Source organism: Pseudomonas putida, assembly GCF_050989985.1.
GTDB lineage: Bacteria > Pseudomonadota > Gammaproteobacteria > Pseudomonadales > Pseudomonadaceae > Aquipseudomonas > Aquipseudomonas putida_AI.
Genome location: NZ_CP158815.1, coordinates 5,446,533 through 5,466,000 on the forward strand (window position 1 = coordinate 5,446,533; position 19,468 = coordinate 5,466,000).

Below are 19,468 nucleotides of genomic sequence, written 5' to 3' on the forward strand. Positions count from 1 at the left end.
AAGCCCCCGCAACCTTGAGTTGCGGGGGCTTTTTCATTCTCACCCTTCTGTAGGAGCGAGCTTGCTCGCGATGGTCTTCAACGATAACGCTGAACACCTGGCAACCAGTGGTGATCTCAGGTTCATCGCGAGCAAGCTCGCTCCTACAGGAGAGGAGTTTACATCTCCACCTGCGTCCCCAACTCAATCACCCGGTTCAACGGCAGATTGAAGAAGCGCAAATTGCCGTTGGCGTTCTGCAACATGAAGGCAAACAGCGCCTCGCGCCAGCGGGACATGCCGACCAGCTTGGAGGCAATCACCGTTTCGCGGCTGAGGAAGTACGTGGTGCGCATCGGGCTGAAATCCAGTTCAGCGAGATGGCACAGCTTCAACGCCTGCGGCACGTCAGGCTCGTCGGTGAAACCGAAATGCAGGATCACCCGGAAGAACCCTTCGCCGTAGGAATCGACCTCGAAGCGCCGGTTTGGCGGGACCCGCGGAATGTCTTCGTAGACCACCGTCAGCAGCACCACTTGCTCGTGCAACACCTGGTTATGCAACAGGTTGTGCAACAGCGCATGGGGCACCGCGTCGGGCCGCGCGGTGAGGAACACCGCCGTGCCCTGCACGCGATGCGGCGGCTGCACGGCGATACTGCTGATGAAAATATCCAGCGGCAGCCCGCCCTCATCGATACGGTCCACCAGCAACTGCTTGCCGCGCTTCCAGGTGGTCATCAGCACGAACAGCGCGAGGCCGGCGATCACCGGGAATGCCCCGCCCTGGACGATTTTCGGCACGTTGGCGGCGAAGTACACACCGTCTACCAGCAGGAACCCGAGGCAGACCGGCACCGCGAGTACCGGCGGCCACTTCCACAGCAGCAGCATCACTGCCGACACCAGGATGCTGGTCATCAGCATGGTCCCGGTCACCGCCACGCCGTAGGCCGAGGCCAGCGCGTTCGAGGACTCGAAACCCAGCACCAGCAGCACCACGCCGACCATCAGAGACCAGTTCACCGCACCAATGTAGATCTGGCCCTGCTCGGCGCTGGAGGTGTGCTGGATGTGCATGCGCGGAATGTAACCGAGCTGAATCGCCTGGCGAGTCAGGGAGAACGCCCCGGAAATCACTGCCTGGGAGGCAATGACCGTGGCCAGGGTCGACAGCGCCACCAGCGGAATCAACGCCCAGTTCGGCGCCAGCAGATAGAACGGGTTGCGCGCGGCCTCCGGATCACCGAGCAGCAGCGCCCCCTGGCCGAAGTAGTTCAGCACCAGCGCCGGCAGCACCAGGATGAACCAGGCCCGGGCGATCGGCTTGCGCCCGAAGTGGCCCATGTCGGCGTACAGCGCTTCGGCACCGGTCAACGCCAGCACCACCGCGCCAAGGATCGCCACGCCCATGCCAGGGTGCACGATGAAGAAACGCACACCCCACACCGGGTTCACCGCCTTGAGCACTTCGGGGTGCTGCAGGATGCCGTAGACACCCAGCGCGCCAAGCACCACGAACCAGGTGACCATGATCGGTCCAAACAAAATGCCGATGCGCGCGGTGCCGTGACGCTGGATCAGAAACAGCCCCACCAGCACCACCAGCGACAGTGGCACCACCCAATGGTCGATGCCTTCGAACGCCAGTCCCAGGCCCTCGATGGCCGACAGGACGGAAATCGCCGGCGTAATCATGCTGTCACCATAGAACAGCGCCGCACCGATCAGCCCGCACACCACCAGCAGGGTGCGCAGCTTCGCACGCCCCGCCGCCGCTCGCCGGGCCAGCGCGGTCAAGGCCATGATCCCGCCTTCGCCCTGGTTGTCGGCGCGCAGCACGAACATCATGTATTTGATCGACACGACCCAGATCAGCGACCAGAAGATCAGCGCCAGAATGCCCAACACGCCGTCATGGTTGACCGGCACGCCATAGCCGCCGGAAAACACCTCTTTGAGGGTGTACAACGGGCTCGTGCCGATATCGCCATAAACCACCCCGACCGCCGCCACCAGCATGCCGATCGGCTTCGCCGCCGAATGCCCGGCGTCCGCCGCGTGACTACTTGCCTGACCCATCCAACACTCCTGATTCCCAGACCGGCTTCTTCGAATGAAGCACTAAGCTTTTTAATGCAGCATGCGCTGTTTTACCTGTTGTTACAGACGTTTTGTTGACTGTAAGAAATCGGTAAAGCCCAACGGCGCGAAGCATAGCGCAGCACTCGTCGTATTTCCCTGCATAAAGCTGGTCAAGTGAACGTCTCATCGATAGAATTGCGCACTTTTTGATCAGAGGCGCAAAAAAGCGTCCGTCTGTCGCCTTGCCCTTGTCGGCTGGAGGCGTCACAAATACCGAGGTTAGACATGTCCACCACTCCTGCGCCGGCCAATCCTAAAGTTGGCTTCGTATCCCTGGGTTGCCCCAAAGCACTGGTCGACTCCGAGCGCATCCTGACTCAGCTGCGCATGGAAGGTTATGACGTTGTGTCCACTTATCAGGACGCCGATGTCGTGGTGGTCAACACCTGCGGCTTCATCGACTCGGCCAAGGCAGAGTCCCTGGAAGTGATCGGCGAAGCGATCAAGGAAAACGGCAAAGTCATCGTGACCGGCTGCATGGGCGTGGAAGAAGGCAATATTCGCGACGTGCACCCGAGCGTGCTGGCCGTGACCGGCCCGCAGCAATACGAGCAAGTGGTCAACGCCGTGCACGAAGTCGTGCCGCCGAAGCAGGATCACAACCCGCTGATCGACCTGGTGCCGCCACAAGGGATCAAGCTGACCCCGCGCCACTACGCCTACCTGAAGATTTCCGAAGGCTGCAACCACAGCTGCAGCTTCTGCATCATCCCGTCGATGCGCGGCAAGCTGGTCAGCCGTCCGGTGGGTGACGTGCTCGACGAGGCCCAGCGCCTGGTCAAGTCCGGCGTCAAGGAACTGCTGGTGATCTCCCAGGACACCAGCGCCTACGGCGTCGACGTGAAATACCGCACCGGTTTCTGGAACGGCGCGCCGGTGAAAACCCGCATGACCGAACTCTGCGAAGCCCTGAGCACCCTCGGTGTCTGGGTTCGCCTGCACTACGTTTACCCGTACCCGCACGTCGACGAGCTGATCCCGCTGATGGCCGCCGGCAAGATCCTGCCGTACCTGGACATCCCGTTCCAGCACGCCAGCCCGAAAGTGCTGAAGTCGATGAAACGCCCGGCGTTCGAAGACAAGACCCTGGCGCGCATCAAGAACTGGCGCGAAATCTGCCCGGACCTGATCATCCGCTCGACCTTCATCGTCGGCTTCCCGGGCGAAACCGAAGAAGACTTCCAGTACCTGCTGGACTGGCTGACCGAAGCCCAGCTCGACCGCGTCGGCTGCTTCCAGTACTCGCCGGTTGACGGCGCTCCAGCCAACGACCTGGATCTGGAAGTCGTGCCGGACGACGTCAAGCAGGATCGTTGGGAGCGCTTCATGGCGCACCAGCAGGAAATCAGCTCGGCGCGCCTGCAAATGCGCATCGGCCGTGAAATCGAAGTGCTGGTCGATGAAGTCGATGAGCAAGGCGCGGTCGGCCGTTGCTTCTTCGATGCCCCGGAAATCGACGGCAACGTGTTCATCGACAACGGCAGCAACCTCAAGCCAGGCGACAAGGTCTGGTGCAAGGTGACCGACGCCGACGAATACGACCTCTGGGCCGAACAGATCTAAACGCTAAAATTATGAAAAGCCCCGCTCTTTTAACAAGATGCGGGGCTTTTTTACGGCTATCGTTTGGTGGACGGAAAGGACTCACGATGTGAACAAGACGGCAATCAATACCAAGGAGCAGCCGGCCATGCGCCAACATTCGGTCATACACACGCCGAAACTGAGCGACTACGAAGAACTGACCCGGGTCTGGGAAGCGTCAGTGCGCGCCACCCACGACTTTCTGCCGGACAGCTACATCGAGCTGCTGAAGAATCTGGTGCTGACCCGCTACCTCGATGCGGTGATGCTGATCTGCACCCGGGACTCGCGCCAGCGCATCACCGGGTTCGCCGGGGTCGCGGCGGGCAAGATTGAAATGCTGTTCATCGACCCGGCGCATCGCGGCCAGGGCCTGGGCAAGCAGTTGTTGCACTATGCGATGGAGCACCTGAACGCCGACGAACTGGACGTCAACGAACAGAATCCGCAAGCGCTGGGGTTTTATTTCAAGCAAGGGTTCGAGGTGATCGGCCGCTCGGAAGTCGATGGCATGGGGCAGCCGTATCCGTTGCTGCACATGCGTTTTCGGCAAAACCTGCAGCATTCGCAGCATGGCTGACACAGCAAGGAATCTATGTGGGAGCGAGCCTGCTCGCGATGGCGGTTTGTCAGTCAAAGATTGATGTTGAAGCTGATACTGCTATCGCGAGCAGGCTCGCTCCCACAAAAAAGCCCTGCGGCAAAATGGTTCCGGGATTAACCAGCGCCAGGCAGGTACAATGCCCACCCTTTTTTTGTTACGGCCCCGTCATGACTGACCCGATTCGACTTTCCAAGCGCCTCATAGAACTCGTCGGCTGCTCCCGTCGGGAAGCCGAGCTGTTCATCGAAGGCGGCTGGGTCACCGTTGACGGCGAAGTCATCGACGAGCCGCAGTTCAAGGTCGGCGACCAGAAAGTCGAACTCGACAAGGACGCCAAGGCCACCGCGCCGGAGCCGGTGACCCTCCTGCTCAACGTGCCCGCCGGCATGGACGCGGAGGCCGCCATGGCGACCCTCAGCGCCGAAACCTTGAGCGAAGAACACCGCTTCGGCAAACGTCCGCTGCGCGGCCACTTCCTGCGCCTGACGGCCAGTACAGACCTGCAACCCAATGCCAGCGGCCTCCTGGTTTTCACCCAGGATTGGAAGATCCTGCGCAAGCTCACAGCCGATGCCGCCAAAATCGAGCAGGAATACGTGGTCGAGGTCGAAGGCGACATGATTGAACACGGCCTCAATCGTTTGCAGCACGGCCTGACCTGGAAGGGCAAGGAGCTGCCGTCGGTCAAGGCGAGCTGGCAGAACGAAAACCGCCTGCGCTTCGCCCTGAAGAATCCACAACCGGGCGTGATCGCCCTGTTCTGCCAGGCCGTCGGCCTGAAGGTCGTTGGCATCCGTCGTATCCGTATCGGCGGCGTGTCCATCGGCAAGGTGCCATTGGGGCAATGGCGCTACCTGTCCGGCAAAGAGAAGTTCTAAGGCTTTTCACGCCGCCACACATTTCGGCACCGCGCCTGGCGGCGGTGCCCATAGCTGAATATCAGGACTGCACACATGATTCATAACGACGTAATGCGCAGCGTGCGCTACATGCTCGACATCAGCGACAAGAAAGTCGTCGAGATCATCAAGCTCGGCGGCATGGACGTGAAGCTGCAAGACGTGGTGGCGTACCTCGACAAGAAAGAAGAGGACGAGGAAGGTTTTGTGCGCTGCCCGGACGAAGTGATGGCGCATTTCCTCGATGGCCTGGTGGTCTTCAAGCGTGGCAAGGACGAAAGCCGTCCGCCAATGCCGATCGAAGTCCCGGTGACCAACAACATCATCCTGAAAAAGCTGCGGGTGGCCTTCGAACTCAAGGAAGACGACATGCACGCGATCCTCAAGGCCGCCGAGTTTCCGGTGTCCAAGCCAGAGCTGAGCGCGCTGTTCCGCAAGTTCGGCCACACCAACTACCGCCCGTGCGGCGACCAGTTGCTGCGTAATTTCCTCAAGGGCCTGACATTGCGCGTGCGCCCGCAATAAAAGGCCCCCTGTAGGAGCGAGCTCGCTCGCGATGGTCGACAACGATAACGCGTGCTTCCTGGATAAACGCGGCGTTCTCGAATCCATCGCGAGCAAGCTCGCTCCTACACGACCGAATGCCTCTGCATTCCGCACAAAAATAGTGGCTCCGCTTCCTGCGGCTGACGACTAGGGTGTAATGACCTTCAGTTCTCAGGATTTGCCATGCACCCCTACTTCTCCCTGCAAGGCCGCATCGCTCTGGTCACCGGCGGTACCCGCGGCATCGGCAAAATGATCGCCAAGGCCTTTGTCGAGGCCGGCGCCACCGTCTACGTCTGCGCCCGGGATGTCGAAGCCTGCCAGCAAACAGCCGACGAACTCGGCGCCTATGGCCGCTGCCATGGCATTGCCGCCAACCTGGCCACTGAAGAAGGCGTACTGCAACTGGTCGCGCGACTGAGTGAGCAGATCAGCCACCTCGACATTCTGGTCAATAACGCTGGCACCACCTGGGGCGCACCGCTGGAGAGCTACCCGATCAAGGGCTGGGAAAAGGTCATGCAGCTCAACGTTACGTCGGTTTTCAACTGCATCCAGCAATTCCTGCCACTGCTGCGCAAGGCCGGCTCACCGGCCAATCCCGCGCGGATTATCAATATCGGTTCGGTCGCGGGGATTACCTCCCACGGCGAACAGGCCTACGCCTACGGCCCCAGCAAAGCGGCGCTGCATCAGCTATCGCGGATGCTGGCGCGAGAACTGGTGAGCCAGCACATCAACGTCAACGTGATCGCACCGGGGCGCTTTCCGAGCAAAATGACCCAGCACATCGGCAATGATGAGCAGGCGCTGGCGCAAGATACGGTGCTGATCCCGATGAAACGCTGGGGCCGCGAGGAGGAAATGGCGGCGTTGGCGATCAGCCTGGCGAGCACGGCAGGGGCTTACATGACCGGGAATATCATTCCGCTGGATGGTGGTTTTAGCCTATAGGTTGGCGGTGTGGCCATCGCGAGCAGGCTCGCTCCCACAGGGATCTTCTGAGCTCACACTCATCACACATTCCCTGTGGGAGCGGGCTTGCCCGCGAAAAGGCCCTTCCAGTCACCAACGGCATCGAGGTCCTGTGGGTTATCATGCCCGCCCCTACCCAGTTTCGACCGCAAACTCATGACCTACAGCGTTTCCCCCATCGGCTTCGTGCGCTCCTGCTTCAAGGAGAAGTTCGCCATCCCGCGCCAACCCCAACTGGCCCCGGCCGCGCGCGGTGTCCTGGAACTGGTGGCACCTTTCGATCAGGGCGATGCCGTGCAGGGGCTGGAGCAGGTCAGTCACGTCTGGCTACTGTTCCTGTTTCACCAGGCCCTGGAAGAAAAGCCACGCCTGAAGGTCCGCCCTCCCCGTCTGGGAGGCAACAAATCCATGGGCGTTTTCGCCACCCGCGCGACGCATCGGCCCAATGGGATTGGCCAATCAGTGGTCAAACTGGACAAGGTCGAAGCCGATCGCCTGTGGATATCCGGCATTGACCTGCTCGATGGCACGCCGATTCTGGATATCAAACCCTATGTGCCTTACGCCGATATCATCGATACGGCCTCCAACAGCATCGCCAGCGGCGCTCCGCAGCTGATCTCAGTGCAGTGGGCCGATAACGCCCTGCAACAGGCCCACGGGCACGCTCAACGCCTTGCAGAGCCCCTGGTCGAGCTGATCGAGCAATGCCTGGCGCAAGATCCGCGACCGGCGTACCAGACGCCCGCACCGGAACGGGAATACGGCGCGCAATTCTGGGACGTGGATGTGCGCTGGCACTATCCGACGCCGGACTCGATCCGGGTCCTCGAAGTCATCCCGGCGAAGGTCTAAGCCCCGGAAACGAAAAAACCCGCATTGCCTTCTCAGGCAATGCGGGTTTTCTTCAATCGATGCTTACTTCTCGACGAACGCGCGCTCGATCAGGTAATCACCCGGCTCGCGCATACGCGGCGAAACTTTCAGGCCGAAGCTGTTGAGCACTTCGCTGGTCTCGTCGAGCATGCTCGGGCTGCCGCACAGCATGGCGCGGTCGTCCTGCGGGTTGATCGGTGGCAGGCCGATGTCACTGAACAGCTTGCCGCTGCGCATCAGGTCGGTCAGGCGGCCTTCGTTCTCGAACGGTTCACGGGTCACGGTCGGGTAGTAGATCAACTTGTCACGCAGCGCTTCACCGAAGAACTCGTTCTGCGGCAGGTGCTCGGTGATGAACTCGCGGTAAGCGACTTCGTTGACGTAACGTACGCCGTGGCACAGGATCACTTTTTCGAAACGCTCGTAGGTTTCCGGATCCTGGATGACGCTCATGAATGGCGCCAGGCCGGTACCGGTGCTGAGCAGGTACAGGTGTTTGCCAGGCTTCAAGTCATCCAGCACCAGCGTGCCGGTAGGCTTCTTGCTGATGATGATCTCGTCGCCTTCCTTCAGGTGCTGCAACTGGGAAGTCAGCGGACCATCAGGCACCTTGATGCTGAAGAACTCGAGATGCTCTTCCCAGTTCGGGCTGGCAATCGAGTAAGCGCGCATAAGCGGGCGGCCATTGGGTTGTTGCAGGCCGATCATCACGAACTGACCGTTCTCGAAGCGCAGGCCCGGATCACGGGTGCACTTGAAGCTGAACAGAGTGTCGTTCCAGTGATGAACACTGAGGACACGCTCGTGGTTCATGTTGCTCATGTACGGGGACTCCTGGAGATTATCTGCGCATGCTCCGCGCTCTATGGACGGCGCGCAATTGCATCGCATTCTAATAGCAGAGAGAATATCTGTTAAATGGATTATTAAGATAAGGGTTATCGGTTATATCGATATGCGATTTACTCTCCGTCAACTTCAAGTCTTCGTCGCCGTGGCCCAGCAGGAAAGCGTGTCCCGCGCTGCCGGGCTGCTTAACCTTTCTCAATCGGCGGCGAGTACTTCGATCACCGAACTGGAGCGCCAGTCGAGCTGCCAGTTGTTCGACCGCGCCGGCAAACGGCTGAGCCTCAACGCCCTCGGCAAGCAACTGCTGCCGCAAGCGGTGGCGATGCTCGACCAGGCCAAGGAAATCGAAGACCTGCTCAATGGCAAATCCGGATTCGGTTCATTGGCGGTGGGCGCGACCCTGACCATCGGCAACTACCTGGCCACCCTGCTGATCGGCGGTTTCATGCAGCGCCACCCGGAAAGCCAGGTAAAGCTCCACGTGCAGAACACTGCCAATATTGTGCAACAGGTGGCCCACTACGAAATTGATCTGGGTCTGATCGAGGGTGATTGCAGCCACCCGGACATCGAAGTGCAGAGCTGGGTCGAAGACGAGCTGGTGGTGTTTTGTGCCCCTCAGCATCCGCTGGCTCAACGCGGCATCGCGACCATGGACGAATTGAGCCATGAAGCCTGGATTCTGCGCGAACAAGGCTCCGGAACACGGCTGACATTCGATCAGGCCATGCGTCATCACCACAGCGCGTTGAACATCCGCCTGGAGCTGGAACACACCGAAGCGATCAAGCGCGCGGTGGAGTCCGGACTGGGGATTGGCTGCATTTCACGACTGGCACTGCGCGATGCATTCCGACGCGGCAGCCTGGTGCCGGTGGAGACACCGGACCTGGACCTGGCCCGGCAGTTTTATTTCATCTGGCACAAACAGAAGTACCAGACTTCGGCGATGCGCGAGTTTCTCGATCTGTGCCGCGCTTTCACCGCCGGGGTCCAGCGCAGCGACGAGATCGTATTGCCGACAATCGCTTAAAGCAGAATTACTGCCCACACCAGCACGATCATGGTCAGTGCCACCAATTGCGCGGCGCTGCCCATGTCCTTGGCGTTTTTCGACAGCGGGTGCCGCTCAAGGGAAATGCGATCGATCGCCGCTTCCACTGCCGAGTTGAGCAACTCGACAATCAAAGCCAGCAGGCAGACTGCAATCAGCAACGCCCGCTCGACGCGACTGACGCTCAGAAAAAACGACAAGGGGATCAGGATGACGTTGAGCAACACCAGTTGCCGAAAAGCCGCTTCGCCGGTAAAGGCAGCCCGCAGACCGTCAAAGGAATAGCCAGAGGCATTGAGGATGCGTTTAAGGCCGGTCTGGCCTTTGAAAGGGGACATAAGAGTAGGTAACTGACCAAAAAAGGAGTGAGGAAACTAGATTAACCCAAGTCAAAAAAGCGTGAAGATGCCACCCCTCAGTGGCCCGAAATTGACTCAAGTTGTTGCAGGAGCAGCGCAGCCTGAGTACGGGTTCGTACGTTCAGCTTACGGAAAATCGCGGTCACATGGGCCTTGATGGTCGCTTCGGAAACACCCAGCTCGTAGGCAATCTGCTTGTTCAGCAAACCCTCGCAGACCATGGTCAGCACCCGGAACTGCTGCGGTGTGAGGCTGGCAAGGCCTTCGCTGGCCGCCTTGGCCTCCTCGGAAACGCTGACCGCTTCGAATGCCTGTGCAGGCCAGTACACATCGCCATCCAGCACCGAGCGCACCGCTTTCTGGATCACGTTCAGGTCACTGGATTTGGGAATGAAGCCGCTGGCGCCGAATTCACGGGACTTGACCATCACCGAGGCTTCTTCCTGGGCCGAGACCATGACTACCGGAATCTGTGGGTACTGGCCGCGCAACAGCACCAACCCGGAAAAACCGTAGGCCCCCGGCATATTCAGGTCCAACAGCACCAGATCCCAGTCGGCCTTTTCGGTCAGGCGGGTTTCCAGTTCGGCAATGCTCGCCACTTCCACCAGACGGACATCCGGGCCGAGCCCCAGGGTCAACGCTTGATGCAAGGCGGAACGAAAAAGCGGGTGGTCATCGGCAATCAGGATTTCGTATGTCGCCATTTTCAAGTGATCCTGTTTTCAAACAACGCGAAGTGCAGCCACGGAGCTGCACCTACAGGGCACGTTCAACACCAATACATACGGTGTATCAAATTCAGGCCGTACCCTAATCGGCGCCCAGCATGCCCAGCGAAGCCGGGGTGGTCAAGCCGCATTCCCGGTACAGTTCTTTGCAGTATGGGCGACAATCAGCCCGTGACCGCCGCGCTGTTTTGCACAAATGGCAACAACTCGGCATGTGCCGGCGTTTCAACGTTCATTTCGAGTTGTCGCTTGGCATCGAGGTAATGCTGGCTGAACACATCGAAATAAGCGTCCAGTGCCGACGCAGCCTGCCCATCGCCCGCCAAATCCAGGCACAGCGCCGCGACCTCGGCAGTGCACAAGTGCTCACTGCGGGTAGACCGGCGCAACTGATAGCGGGAAAGTTTTTCGGGCAGCAGGCTGAGGATCGGCAGCGCATCGAAGTACGGGCTTTTGCGGAAGATCTTGCGTGCCTCGGTCCAGGTCGCGTCCAGCAGGATGAACAGCGGGCGTTTGCTGCTATCGGCAGTCACCGTATGGGTGACACGCTCCGGCTCGACGTACTCGCCCGGAAAGACCAGATAAGGCTGCCATTGCGGATCGGACAACAAGGCCAGTAACTGCTGATCGACTTCGGTTCGCGACCAGATGAACGCATGGTTGTCGCGCACCACATCGGCAATCAGCCAACCGGTGTTGCTGGGTTTGAACACTTCCTTGCTGGTCATGATCAGGCAAACCCCGGAACGGGTCTCGACCTGTGGGCGCCAGGCACACAGGCAATGGCTCTCGATCACCCTGCAGTCTCGGCAACGGGGCGCGCGCCAGCCTCGGGCCTGAAGCGGCTTGATACCTTCATCTTCGCGTTGATCACGCAGACGGGCTACGGCGTTGGGGGCGTGGTTCATTTAAGGCAACGCTGGCAGACAGGGAAACTCGACACGAACGGCACTCGGCAGGGCAATAAAGACCTGCAGTTTACCAGAGCATCCGGCGCAAGCCTGTACCGACCAGACGGGCTCCCCTATAATTCGCCGCCACTGAACGCACAGTCACGTGGCTGGTCGAACCACCAGTCACTGAACCAGGAGAGTTTCATGCTGCGCCTTATCGTCCCCACCGCTGCCATTCTGCTGGCGTCGTCCTTCAGCGCTCAGGCTGCATCACTGAGTGAGCAGAATCTGAACAAAGAGCTGCGCAATGTCGCCGTACAAAGCAGCGTTGGCACCCCTCGGGCGATCAATGAAGACATTCTTGATCAGGGTTACACCGTCGAAGGCAACACGCTGATCAACCACCTGAGCGTACAAAGCAGCCACGCCCAGAAAATGCGTGCCGATCCAAAAGCGGTGTATTTCCAGCTTGGCGCCTCGGTCTGCAACAACCCCGGTTACCGCAAGCTGATGGCAAAAGGCGCAGTGATGCGTTACGACTTCACCGAGGTCAAGTCCAATCGCCCGATCGGCTCGGCAAGCTTCCAGGAATCGGATTGCCCGAAAGCGCCGCAAAAGAAGAAATAATCAGTGGGATTTGGCGCGCCGCTGTTCATCCTCGGCGCGCAGTTCTGCCAGCAATGCCTGCAAGTAACGCGAACGTCGCTCACCGGCCTCCAGCCGCCGGCAGCACTCTTCTTCAAGACTCAAATGATTGGTCTCGGCCGATGACTTGAGCAATCGATACAGGTGCGTATCGATCTCTATTTCCAGAACGACTCTGGCCATGCTTCCCGCCTCCTTGCACCTCGCTCTCGTTGAGCGATCAATCCCTGTACCGCTTGTTCCGTAGCCCTGCCTTGACGCAAAGCTGTCGTATGACGCCTGTAAATTAGTAAATCAGAGTGGCGCAACCACGGCGCAGGTTCAGACGAGCGGTGAAACTACCTTGTAAATCGTCAATAAGCGGTTGCCAGGAAAGACTTTGCGGCGCAATGATCAAGTCAGCGCAAATCACCGCAAGGGTCTAGATTTCAAGATATCTACCGTTATGTTTCAGGGCTGAAGGGGGCTGCCCGTTTCCCGTTGTGTCATGCGAACGTTTCTTTCATCCAAGGGAAAAACAGAGCCTGTATGGATGACCCGATGCCTGTTCGGGTCGAGTGGATCGCCCAGGCATGGGCCTGGGCAGACAGCGATACAGGAAGTGTCGTGGCGTCGACGAATGCGTTGTCGACGCCTGGGGTTCTGTGCAGAAGGAGAAGTTGAATGCCTTACCAACCGAATGACCTCCTGAGCCGTCATTTTCAGGAAAGTGGCCACGACCTCATCAGCAAGGTCGAAGAACAACTCAACCTGGTTTCACCCAACAGCCCGAACATCCCCATCTACCGCGACATGATCCTGACCGTGCTGCGCATGGCCCAGGAAGACCACAATCGCTGGAATGCCAAGATCACGCTGCAGGCGCTTCGCGAACTGGAGCATGCGTTCCGTGTACTGGAACAGTTCAAGGGTCGGCGCAAGGTCACGGTATTCGGCTCGGCCCGCACACCGATTGAACACCCGCTGTATGCGATGGCCCGGGAGCTCGGCGCCGCGCTCGCGCGCTCGGACATGATGGTCATCACCGGTGCCGGTGGCGGCATCATGGCCGCAGCCCACGAAGGCGCCGGACGAGACAATAGCCTGGGCTTCAACATCACCCTGCCGTTCGAACAGCACGCCAACCCCACCGTCAACGGCACGACCAATCTGCTGCCCTTCCACTTCTTCTTCACCCGCAAACTGTTCTTCGTCAAGGAAGCTGATGCACTGGTGCTCTGCCCAGGCGGGTTCGGCACGCTGGATGAAGCGCTGGAAGTACTCACACTGATCCAGACAGGCAAAAGCCCGCTGGTGCCAGTGGTGCTGCTGGACGTACCCGGCGGTAAATTCTGGCAAGGGGCGCTGGACTTCATCCACCAGCAACTGGAGGAAAATCGCTACATCCTGCCCACTGACATGAAACTGGTGAGGCTGGTCTACAGTGCCGAGGAAGCGGTCGAACACATCAACCAGTTCTACAGTAACTTCCACTCCAGCCGGTGGCTCAAGCATCAGTTCGTGATTCGCATGAACCACAGACTCAGCGACCGAGCACTCGAACATATGCAGGAGGCGTTCGCGGACTTGTGCCTGAGCGATCATTTCCACCAGCATGCCTACAGCGGTGAGGAACACGATGAAGCGCAGTTCAGCCACCTGGCTCGACTGGCCTTCAACTTCAACGCCCGTGACCATGGCCGGTTGCGAGAGCTGGTTGACTACATCAACCTGCCGGAAAACCGGGAGCAGCCTCAACTCCAGCCCCTGGCACAACAACGCTCGCGGGAACCCTCCAAGGTAACCTGAGGTAAAAAAACGGCCCGCTATCGAAATAGCGGGCCGTTTCATTCAGTTGTCCATGCCTCGGCCACTGAGCAAGCGACTGATCATTTCCATGGAATATCCCCGATAGGCCAGGAACCTGCCTTGCTTGGCACGTTCCCGCGCATCTATTGGCAGCTCGGAAAACTTGCGCCGCCAGGTGTCTTCCAATTGCACCTGCCAGTCGATCCCACACTCACGCAAGGCCTGTTCGATATCGCTGCGTTGCAGGCCACGCTGGCTCAACTCTTCACGAATGCGTAAAGGGCCATAGCCGGAACGAGCCCGGTAGGAAACGAAGCTTTCGAGGTAACGGGTTTCGGAGAGCAAGCCCTCTTCCGTCAATCGGTCGAGTGCTGTTTCGATCATTTCTGGGGGAGCGCCGCGCTGACGCAGTTTACGCGTCAGCTCGACTCGACCGTGCTCGCGTCGCGCGAGCAGGTCCATGGCGGTTCGCCGCACCGCGACGAGTGTATCGAGTACGGCGGTCATCGGATCAATCAGATATCAGCGTCAGCCAGATCGTCTTCGGTCTCTTTAACCACCGCAGCCTTGGATTCAGCTACCGATGACGGGGACAGCAACTTGTCACGCAGTTGTTTCTCGAGCGCCGCTGCAACGTCCGGGTTATCCGCCAGGTACTTGGCCGAGTTGGCTTTACCCTGACCGATCTTGGTGCCGTTGTAGGCATACCAGGCACCGGACTTCTCAACGAAACCGTGCAGAACACCCAGGTCGATCATCTCGCCATTGAGGTAGATGCCCTTGCCGTAAAGAATCTGGAACTCGGCCTGACGGAACGGCGAAGCCACCTTGTTCTTCACAACCTTGACGCGGGTTTCGCTACCGACGACTTCATCACCTTCTTTCACCGCGCCAGTGCGACGGATGTCCAGACGAACCGAAGCGTAGAACTTCAGCGCGTTACCACCGGTGGTGGTTTCCGGGCTGCCGAACATCACACCGATTTTCATACGGATCTGGTTGATGAAGATCACCAGGCAGTTGGCGTTCTTGATGTTACCGGTGATTTTACGCAGCGCCTGGGACATCAGACGGGCTTGCAGGCCCACATGCATGTCACCCATTTCGCCTTCGATTTCAGCCTTTGGCACCAGTGCTGCCACGGAGTCGACGATGATCACGTCAACCGCGTTGGAACGCACCAGCATGTCGGTGATTTCCAGGGCCTGTTCACCGGTGTCCGGCTGGGAAACCAGCAGGTCGTCGACGTTGACACCCAGCTTGCCGGCATATTCCGGGTCGAGGGCGTGCTCGGCGTCGACGAATGCGCAGGTCGCGCCAGCTTTTTGAGCCTGGGCGATCACGGACAAGGTGAGCGTGGTTTTACCGGAAGATTCAGGACCGTAGATTTCAATGATGCGGCCTTTTGGCAGACCGCCAATGCCGAGAGCAATGTCCAGACCCAGAGAGCCAGTGGAGATGGCCGGGATCGCCTGACGGTCCTGATCGCCCATACGCATTACGGCACCCTTGCCGAATTGACGTTCGATCTGACCCAGGGCCGCAGCCAAGGCTTTCTTCTTGTTGTCGTCCATTAAAGTCCTCACGTAATCAATAAGGCCTGACGGCCAACACCTGTATAAGTAGCCAGTATTATTCCACAGCGTTCGAGGATCGCCTACCCCTGATTTGAGATTTCTGCCGCGGCATACCGAAGCAACCCCTCTAGCGCGGCCTTCACCGTTTGTCGGCGGACCTCGTCACGGTCACCGGTGAAGTGCTGCAGCTCGCTGAACACCTGCTCGCCCACGCCCCACGCAAGCCACACCGTGCCCACCGGCTTGCTCGGTGAACCACCGTCCGGCCCCGCCACGCCACTGACTGCCACGGAAAAAAACGCACGGCTTTTTTCCTGCGCACCCCTGGCCATTGCCTCGACCACCTCGCGGCTGACGGCCCCCACAGTCGTGAACAGTTCCACCGGAACATTCAATTGCATGTTCTTCTGCAGATTGGAGTAAGTGACATAGCCGGCCTCGAACCACGCCGAGCTGCCGGGAATACGGGTAATGGCCTCGGCGATCCCGCCACCGGTACAAGACTCGGCCGTGGAGACGTGGGCGTTGAGTATCTGCAAATGCCGGCCAAGGTCGGCGGCCAGTTGGGTGATTACTTTCACGGTCATCTCCTGATGGGGCGGAATAACACCTACCGTACACGAGCGCATAGCGCTTGCAAGTTACAGGGTCGACCAAAAGGTTAGCGGATGAGCGCCCTCACATAAGCCTGGCAAGCCTGCAAGGCGATCAGTCCGCGGTCGCCTGTATCGGTGATGGCGATAATTCGCTGAGCATGCGCCGGGTCAAGTCGGGCGCGTACGGCGCCAGGATCCACGCCGCCGGCGCTGGAGGCGGCTGGCACTGCACCGACGGAAGCTGCGTCACTGGCGTCGAGGAGGACTGACAGGCGCACATCAGCAGTGGCAAGACGATCGCGCAGGCGATCCTGATCACGTTGGACATCGCTCAACACTCGATAATGGTTTTGTTCGCTGGTCGACAGCTGCTGCTCGAGAGCCAGCCGTTTGCTCTGCTCATTTCGTTGCTGCGCCGCTGCAACCAGGCTCAGCTCATTCAGCGTTTCACTGTGCAATCGAGCCTGTTCCGCCAATTGCCGACCATATCGCCAATCCTGCACCCGCCAGGCCAGCGCCGCCGAGCCAAAGCTCAGTACGATCAGCACTGCAGCGCAACCAAACCATCGATAGGCCGAAGGCATCAAACCGAAGGCTGACATAACACCGCCCTCGCCCGCGCCCAGAGCTGCAAGCGCTCCTGCAGTCCACTCAAGCCTCCGTTGATTCGGCGGGTGATGCTGTTGAACTGGTCACGATCGGCCAGTTCGTTGAGTCCGTTCTGCTCCCAGAACCACGCAGCGGATTCAGCGGCCCATTGCGGTTGTTCCAGCAATTCAGGCAATGCCAGCAGACGCTCGTCTCCAAACAGTCCAAGGCTGCATTGGCGATAATTGGTGCGACCGGTGATCTGGATCAGGCCTCGACCACGATAACGCTGCCCATCGCCGTCCGGCTCCGGCGTGTTGCCCAGGCGCGCAGCCAGTGAGCCGGTATCGTACTTGCTCAAGTATTGATCGCTGCCCAGCTCACATACGTATCGCAACTGCCCCGACTCATGGCCGACTTGGGCGAGGAACGCGGCAATACGTTTGGGCGAGTTGATGTTGCGATGAGCCATGGCGACATTGAGTGCAGAAACAAAAACGCCCGCTTGGGTGCGGGCGTTGGGAAACAACTGCTGTAATTGTTCAGACGTAAGAGGCATGGATCACACTCCGCTTGCCGTTGCTTGCAACCAGACCGGTGCCGCAGGCTTGCTGAAGTCTTTTGGAAAGTTGCCGTTCAACGGCCAGTCACGCAAGTCCTGCCGGTAATCCAGCAGTTCGTGGTACTGGTGGGTGCTCAGGGTCATCGGTGTGCCGGCCGCTTGCTCATCGCGATCACGATCAACCAGCCATTGGCTGGCCGCCAGTTGCTGGTTGCGCCAGATACGCGCAAGAGTTGCCGGGTCGGTGTCGGCCACTGGAGCAATCCTGACCATGGCCGGCAATGGCGTGCCTCCACCCGCCAGCCATTGCTGATACTCGTCCCAGAACCGGTGATGCAGAGGCACGGTAGCACCGTCGGACAGGCGAATGACCGTGTCCGGATCTGTCGTCAATTGGTAGCTCATGGGGTCTCCTTAAAGCTCGGCATCGGCTATGGCATGGATGTAGTAAGTCTGCGTGACCAACGCGGTATCGAAGTTATCCACCCAAGCCCCGCGAGTTGATGCGCCAAGTACGCGCGCATTGGACGATGACACTTCATCGCTGCCGGAGCGCCATTGCCCCGGAGTACCCTTGGAGGTCGGGGCAAACAGACTGATACTCGGGACGGCTCTCTTCTCGACCTTGAAGGTCCACTGGGCCAAAGGTTGCGCGGAAAAGCTTGCCTGCCCCAGTTTCACCGTGGATATCAGTGATCCATTTGCCCCAGCGAAGGTTCCAGGCGGCACGTCCTGACTGTAGGTCTTTTCGTAAAAACGCTGGCACATCATCAATTCGTCCCCGGGACTGCGCAGCTCGAAGGGGGTCGAAACCGGCCCTTCCTCCAGCTGGATCTGAGCGAGATCGATGACCTGCAAGACGTTCAAAGGCAGGTCGAAGGACAGCCGCAAACAATCATTGCCGCCGCTGCCCAGTACCTTGCCGGCCAGCGAAGGCAGTTGGACTGTGGCACTGAACCGGGTCCATGACGTTTTGAGCTGGAAGCTGCCCACCGGCGTCACCGTCTCCCCTCCGCCGCCTCCCGAACCGGGAAACTGCCCCAAGGTCACATTCACCTGCCGTGTCGTGTCAGCCTTGGCCCAAAAGGTGAGCGTTGCGGTTTTACCCGCCAGGGTCCTGACCGATTCGATCGCCTGGGAAATCCTGTGGATGTTCGCCCCTGCTCCCGCCGTAACTTGCTGCCAACGCAAGAAATAACGCGGCTCATTTGGTACTTCCGTCTGCCCCAGGACAAAGTTCTGCCGCGAGATATTGACTCCCGCATTGCCGTTCCAGTCGCAACGAAAACGATCGGCAATGTAAGCACCACTATTCGGCGCCGCATTGGCTATACCACGCTGCCAGATATCGAAGTTGCCGTTGATGATCAGGTTCTTGCGATACACCTGAATCGGGAAGCGTTGTTGGGGATCGAGCTTGGCCAGTTCCTTGATTGCCAGACTCAACTGATCAGTCTGATTCTCGGAAGGTACGAACCCGGCAGCACTGATAGCGTTCAGGATTTCCTGGGTAACAGCGTTGCCCCAACTGGCGGGAATCAGGGAACCGGGGGTGCCTGTAACAGGGTCCTCGTCGACGAACCTCCCGTTTGCCAAGCCGGCGCCGGGGATATTTTTGGGATAGTCCATTACATCTCTCTCCGTGAAATCACGCGTCTGCGGTTGTGCCGGGCACAACAGGCCAAATGATCTCTCCGGGAAACCCACTCTGTTTTTCGACTCGATTGAGCTCCACGCTGTAGAGCTTCCACTCAAGCAAAGCCAGTTGCTCGTCATGAGAAGCGTCACCGATGTCTTCGGCATACTGAAGTGGCGCAATTCGCAGGACGGCATCACGAAGCAGGGTGTCGCGCCGAGCCAGGGACTCGGCCCTCAGACCGGACAACCGTGCCGCCTCGTCGGACTTCCAGGTGCTATCCACCCAGACAAAGTAGTCACCTGGCCACGGTTCAACCGTATAGATATCCGGCAACTCACCAAACTCGGACCACTCCCGCCGGGCACCGTTTTCCTTGAGAAAAACCGCGCCCCGTCGATCAACGAGCTCTCTGGGCACTCCGTTCACAAGCACCCATGTACGGCCTGCTTGCGCGGGCGGCAGTTCGAATGAAAGTTCGATGGCATTACCGGGTAATTGAACGCCTATGCCTGGCGTGACTGGAAACTCTACGGGGCCGGACAATGCCCCCGCACCATCAATCAGATAGTTGAACATGGAG

Annotated in this window: 23 protein-coding genes; 9 read left to right on the plus strand and 14 right to left on the minus strand. The window is 59.2% G+C overall.

Going from position 1 to position 19,468, the window contains the following annotated elements; genetic code table 11:
- Nucleotides 1-158 precede the first annotated feature (158 nt).
- Nucleotides 159-2,060 carry a potassium transporter Kup gene (locus ABTV29_RS24950; RefSeq protein ID WP_433767265.1) on the minus strand — a complete coding sequence of 634 codons (1,902 nt, stop codon included), beginning with the start codon at nucleotides 2,058-2,060 and terminating at the stop codon, nucleotides 159-161.
- 288 nt (nucleotides 2,061-2,348) lie between these two features.
- Between ABTV29_RS24950 and rimO the strand changes: the two genes are divergently transcribed.
- The 6 genes from rimO (at nucleotide 2,349) to tsaA (ending at nucleotide 7,586) form a co-directional block, all read left to right on the plus strand.
- The gene (gene rimO / locus ABTV29_RS24955) at nucleotides 2,349-3,686 is read left to right on the plus strand and encodes a 30S ribosomal protein S12 methylthiotransferase RimO (protein ID WP_110966713.1); all 1,338 of its coding nucleotides are present in this window, start codon (nucleotides 2,349-2,351) and stop codon (nucleotides 3,684-3,686) included.
- A gap of 127 nt (nucleotides 3,687-3,813) precedes the next feature.
- Entirely contained in the window at nucleotides 3,814-4,287 is a 474-nt protein-coding gene (locus ABTV29_RS24960; RefSeq protein ID WP_433772005.1) for a GNAT family N-acetyltransferase, read from the plus strand.
- 191 nt (nucleotides 4,288-4,478) lie between these two features.
- On the plus strand, nucleotides 4,479-5,189 hold the full coding sequence (locus ABTV29_RS24965; RefSeq protein ID WP_433767266.1) for an rRNA pseudouridine synthase: 711 nt from the start codon (nucleotides 4,479-4,481) through the stop codon (nucleotides 5,187-5,189).
- A 75-nt stretch (nucleotides 5,190-5,264) separates the two neighbouring features.
- Nucleotides 5,265-5,735 carry a DUF1456 family protein gene (locus tag ABTV29_RS24970; protein WP_433767267.1) on the plus strand — a complete coding sequence of 157 codons (471 nt, stop codon included), beginning with the start codon at nucleotides 5,265-5,267 and terminating at the stop codon, nucleotides 5,733-5,735.
- Between the two features lie 204 nt (nucleotides 5,736-5,939).
- The gene (locus ABTV29_RS24975) at nucleotides 5,940-6,710 is read left to right on the plus strand and encodes an SDR family oxidoreductase (protein ID WP_433767268.1); all 771 of its coding nucleotides are present in this window, start codon (nucleotides 5,940-5,942) and stop codon (nucleotides 6,708-6,710) included.
- Between the two features lie 177 nt (nucleotides 6,711-6,887).
- Nucleotides 6,888-7,586, plus strand: coding sequence for a tRNA (N6-threonylcarbamoyladenosine(37)-N6)-methyltransferase TrmO (tsaA, locus tag ABTV29_RS24980; RefSeq protein ID WP_433767270.1), 699 nt, complete (start codon nucleotides 6,888-6,890; stop codon nucleotides 7,584-7,586).
- Between the two features lie 63 nt (nucleotides 7,587-7,649).
- Here the strand turns inward: tsaA and fpr are convergent, their stop codons facing one another.
- Entirely contained in the window at nucleotides 7,650-8,429 is a 780-nt protein-coding gene (fpr, locus tag ABTV29_RS24985) for a ferredoxin-NADP reductase (protein WP_003443014.1), read from the minus strand.
- Between the two features lie 133 nt (nucleotides 8,430-8,562).
- Here fpr and ABTV29_RS24990 point away from each other — a divergent pair, with 133 nt between their 5' ends.
- Complete coding sequence (locus tag ABTV29_RS24990; RefSeq protein ID WP_096513132.1) at nucleotides 8,563-9,489, plus strand: LysR family transcriptional regulator; 927 nt, start codon at nucleotides 8,563-8,565, stop codon at nucleotides 9,487-9,489.
- On the opposite strand, the gene ABTV29_RS24995 is transcribed toward ABTV29_RS24990, so the two are convergent.
- From ABTV29_RS24995 to ABTV29_RS25005, 3 genes are all read right to left on the minus strand, one after another.
- On the minus strand, nucleotides 9,486-9,848 hold the full coding sequence (locus tag ABTV29_RS24995; protein ID WP_433767271.1) for a diacylglycerol kinase: 363 nt from the start codon (nucleotides 9,846-9,848) through the stop codon (nucleotides 9,486-9,488). The genes ABTV29_RS24990 and ABTV29_RS24995 overlap by 4 nt on opposite strands.
- Before the next feature lie 77 nt (nucleotides 9,849-9,925).
- Nucleotides 9,926-10,576 (minus strand): response regulator transcription factor ErdR, encoded by a 651-nt coding sequence (erdR, locus tag ABTV29_RS25000; RefSeq protein ID WP_433767272.1) that lies wholly within the window; start codon nucleotides 10,574-10,576, stop codon nucleotides 9,926-9,928.
- A 188-nt stretch (nucleotides 10,577-10,764) separates the two neighbouring features.
- Complete coding sequence (locus ABTV29_RS25005; RefSeq protein ID WP_433767273.1) at nucleotides 10,765-11,508, minus strand: tRNA-uridine aminocarboxypropyltransferase; 744 nt, start codon at nucleotides 11,506-11,508, stop codon at nucleotides 10,765-10,767.
- A gap of 189 nt (nucleotides 11,509-11,697) precedes the next feature.
- Here ABTV29_RS25005 and ABTV29_RS25010 point away from each other — a divergent pair, with 189 nt between their 5' ends.
- Nucleotides 11,698-12,120 (plus strand): PA3611 family quorum-sensing-regulated virulence factor, encoded by a 423-nt coding sequence (locus ABTV29_RS25010; RefSeq protein ID WP_433767274.1) that lies wholly within the window; start codon nucleotides 11,698-11,700, stop codon nucleotides 12,118-12,120.
- On the opposite strand, the gene ABTV29_RS25015 is transcribed toward ABTV29_RS25010, so the two are convergent.
- Entirely contained in the window at nucleotides 12,121-12,321 is a 201-nt protein-coding gene (locus ABTV29_RS25015) for a hypothetical protein (protein ID WP_433767275.1), read from the minus strand.
- Between the two features lie 480 nt (nucleotides 12,322-12,801).
- On the opposite strand from ABTV29_RS25015, the gene ABTV29_RS25020 reads away from it, so the two are divergent.
- Entirely contained in the window at nucleotides 12,802-13,926 is a 1,125-nt protein-coding gene (locus ABTV29_RS25020) for a TIGR00730 family Rossman fold protein (RefSeq protein ID WP_433767276.1), read from the plus strand.
- 42 nt (nucleotides 13,927-13,968) lie between these two features.
- Here the strand turns inward: ABTV29_RS25020 and recX are convergent, their stop codons facing one another.
- The 8 genes from recX to ABTV29_RS25060 all read right to left on the minus strand — a co-directional run bounded on the left by recX (nucleotide 13,969) and on the right by ABTV29_RS25060 (nucleotide 19,464).
- Nucleotides 13,969-14,433 (minus strand): recombination regulator RecX, encoded by a 465-nt coding sequence (recX, locus tag ABTV29_RS25025; protein WP_433767277.1) that lies wholly within the window; start codon nucleotides 14,431-14,433, stop codon nucleotides 13,969-13,971.
- Nucleotides 14,434-14,441: 8 nt separating this feature from the next.
- The gene (gene recA, locus ABTV29_RS25030) at nucleotides 14,442-15,500 is read right to left on the minus strand and encodes a recombinase RecA (RefSeq protein ID WP_433767278.1); all 1,059 of its coding nucleotides are present in this window, start codon (nucleotides 15,498-15,500) and stop codon (nucleotides 14,442-14,444) included.
- A gap of 83 nt (nucleotides 15,501-15,583) precedes the next feature.
- On the minus strand, nucleotides 15,584-16,084 hold the full coding sequence (locus tag ABTV29_RS25035) for a CinA family protein (RefSeq protein WP_433767279.1): 501 nt from the start codon (nucleotides 16,082-16,084) through the stop codon (nucleotides 15,584-15,586).
- Between the two features lie 80 nt (nucleotides 16,085-16,164).
- Nucleotides 16,165-16,701 (minus strand): lysis system i-spanin subunit Rz, encoded by a 537-nt coding sequence (locus ABTV29_RS25040; protein ID WP_433767280.1) that lies wholly within the window; start codon nucleotides 16,699-16,701, stop codon nucleotides 16,165-16,167.
- Nucleotides 16,683-17,246: a glycoside hydrolase family 19 protein gene (locus ABTV29_RS25045; protein ID WP_433767281.1), complete on the minus strand. Its 564-nt coding sequence runs from the start codon at nucleotides 17,244-17,246 to the stop codon at nucleotides 16,683-16,685. Before ABTV29_RS25045 ends, ABTV29_RS25040 begins: the two co-directional genes overlap by 19 nt.
- Before the next feature lie 3 nt (nucleotides 17,247-17,249).
- Complete coding sequence (locus tag ABTV29_RS25050; protein ID WP_433767282.1) at nucleotides 17,250-17,654, minus strand: phage tail assembly chaperone; 405 nt, start codon at nucleotides 17,652-17,654, stop codon at nucleotides 17,250-17,252.
- Between the two features lie 9 nt (nucleotides 17,655-17,663).
- Nucleotides 17,664-18,878: a carbohydrate-binding protein CenC gene (locus ABTV29_RS25055; protein WP_433767283.1), complete on the minus strand. Its 1,215-nt coding sequence runs from the start codon at nucleotides 18,876-18,878 to the stop codon at nucleotides 17,664-17,666.
- A gap of 19 nt (nucleotides 18,879-18,897) precedes the next feature.
- Nucleotides 18,898-19,464 (minus strand): tail fiber assembly protein, encoded by a 567-nt coding sequence (locus ABTV29_RS25060; RefSeq protein WP_433767284.1) that lies wholly within the window; start codon nucleotides 19,462-19,464, stop codon nucleotides 18,898-18,900.
- Nucleotides 19,465-19,468 lie beyond the last annotated feature (4 nt).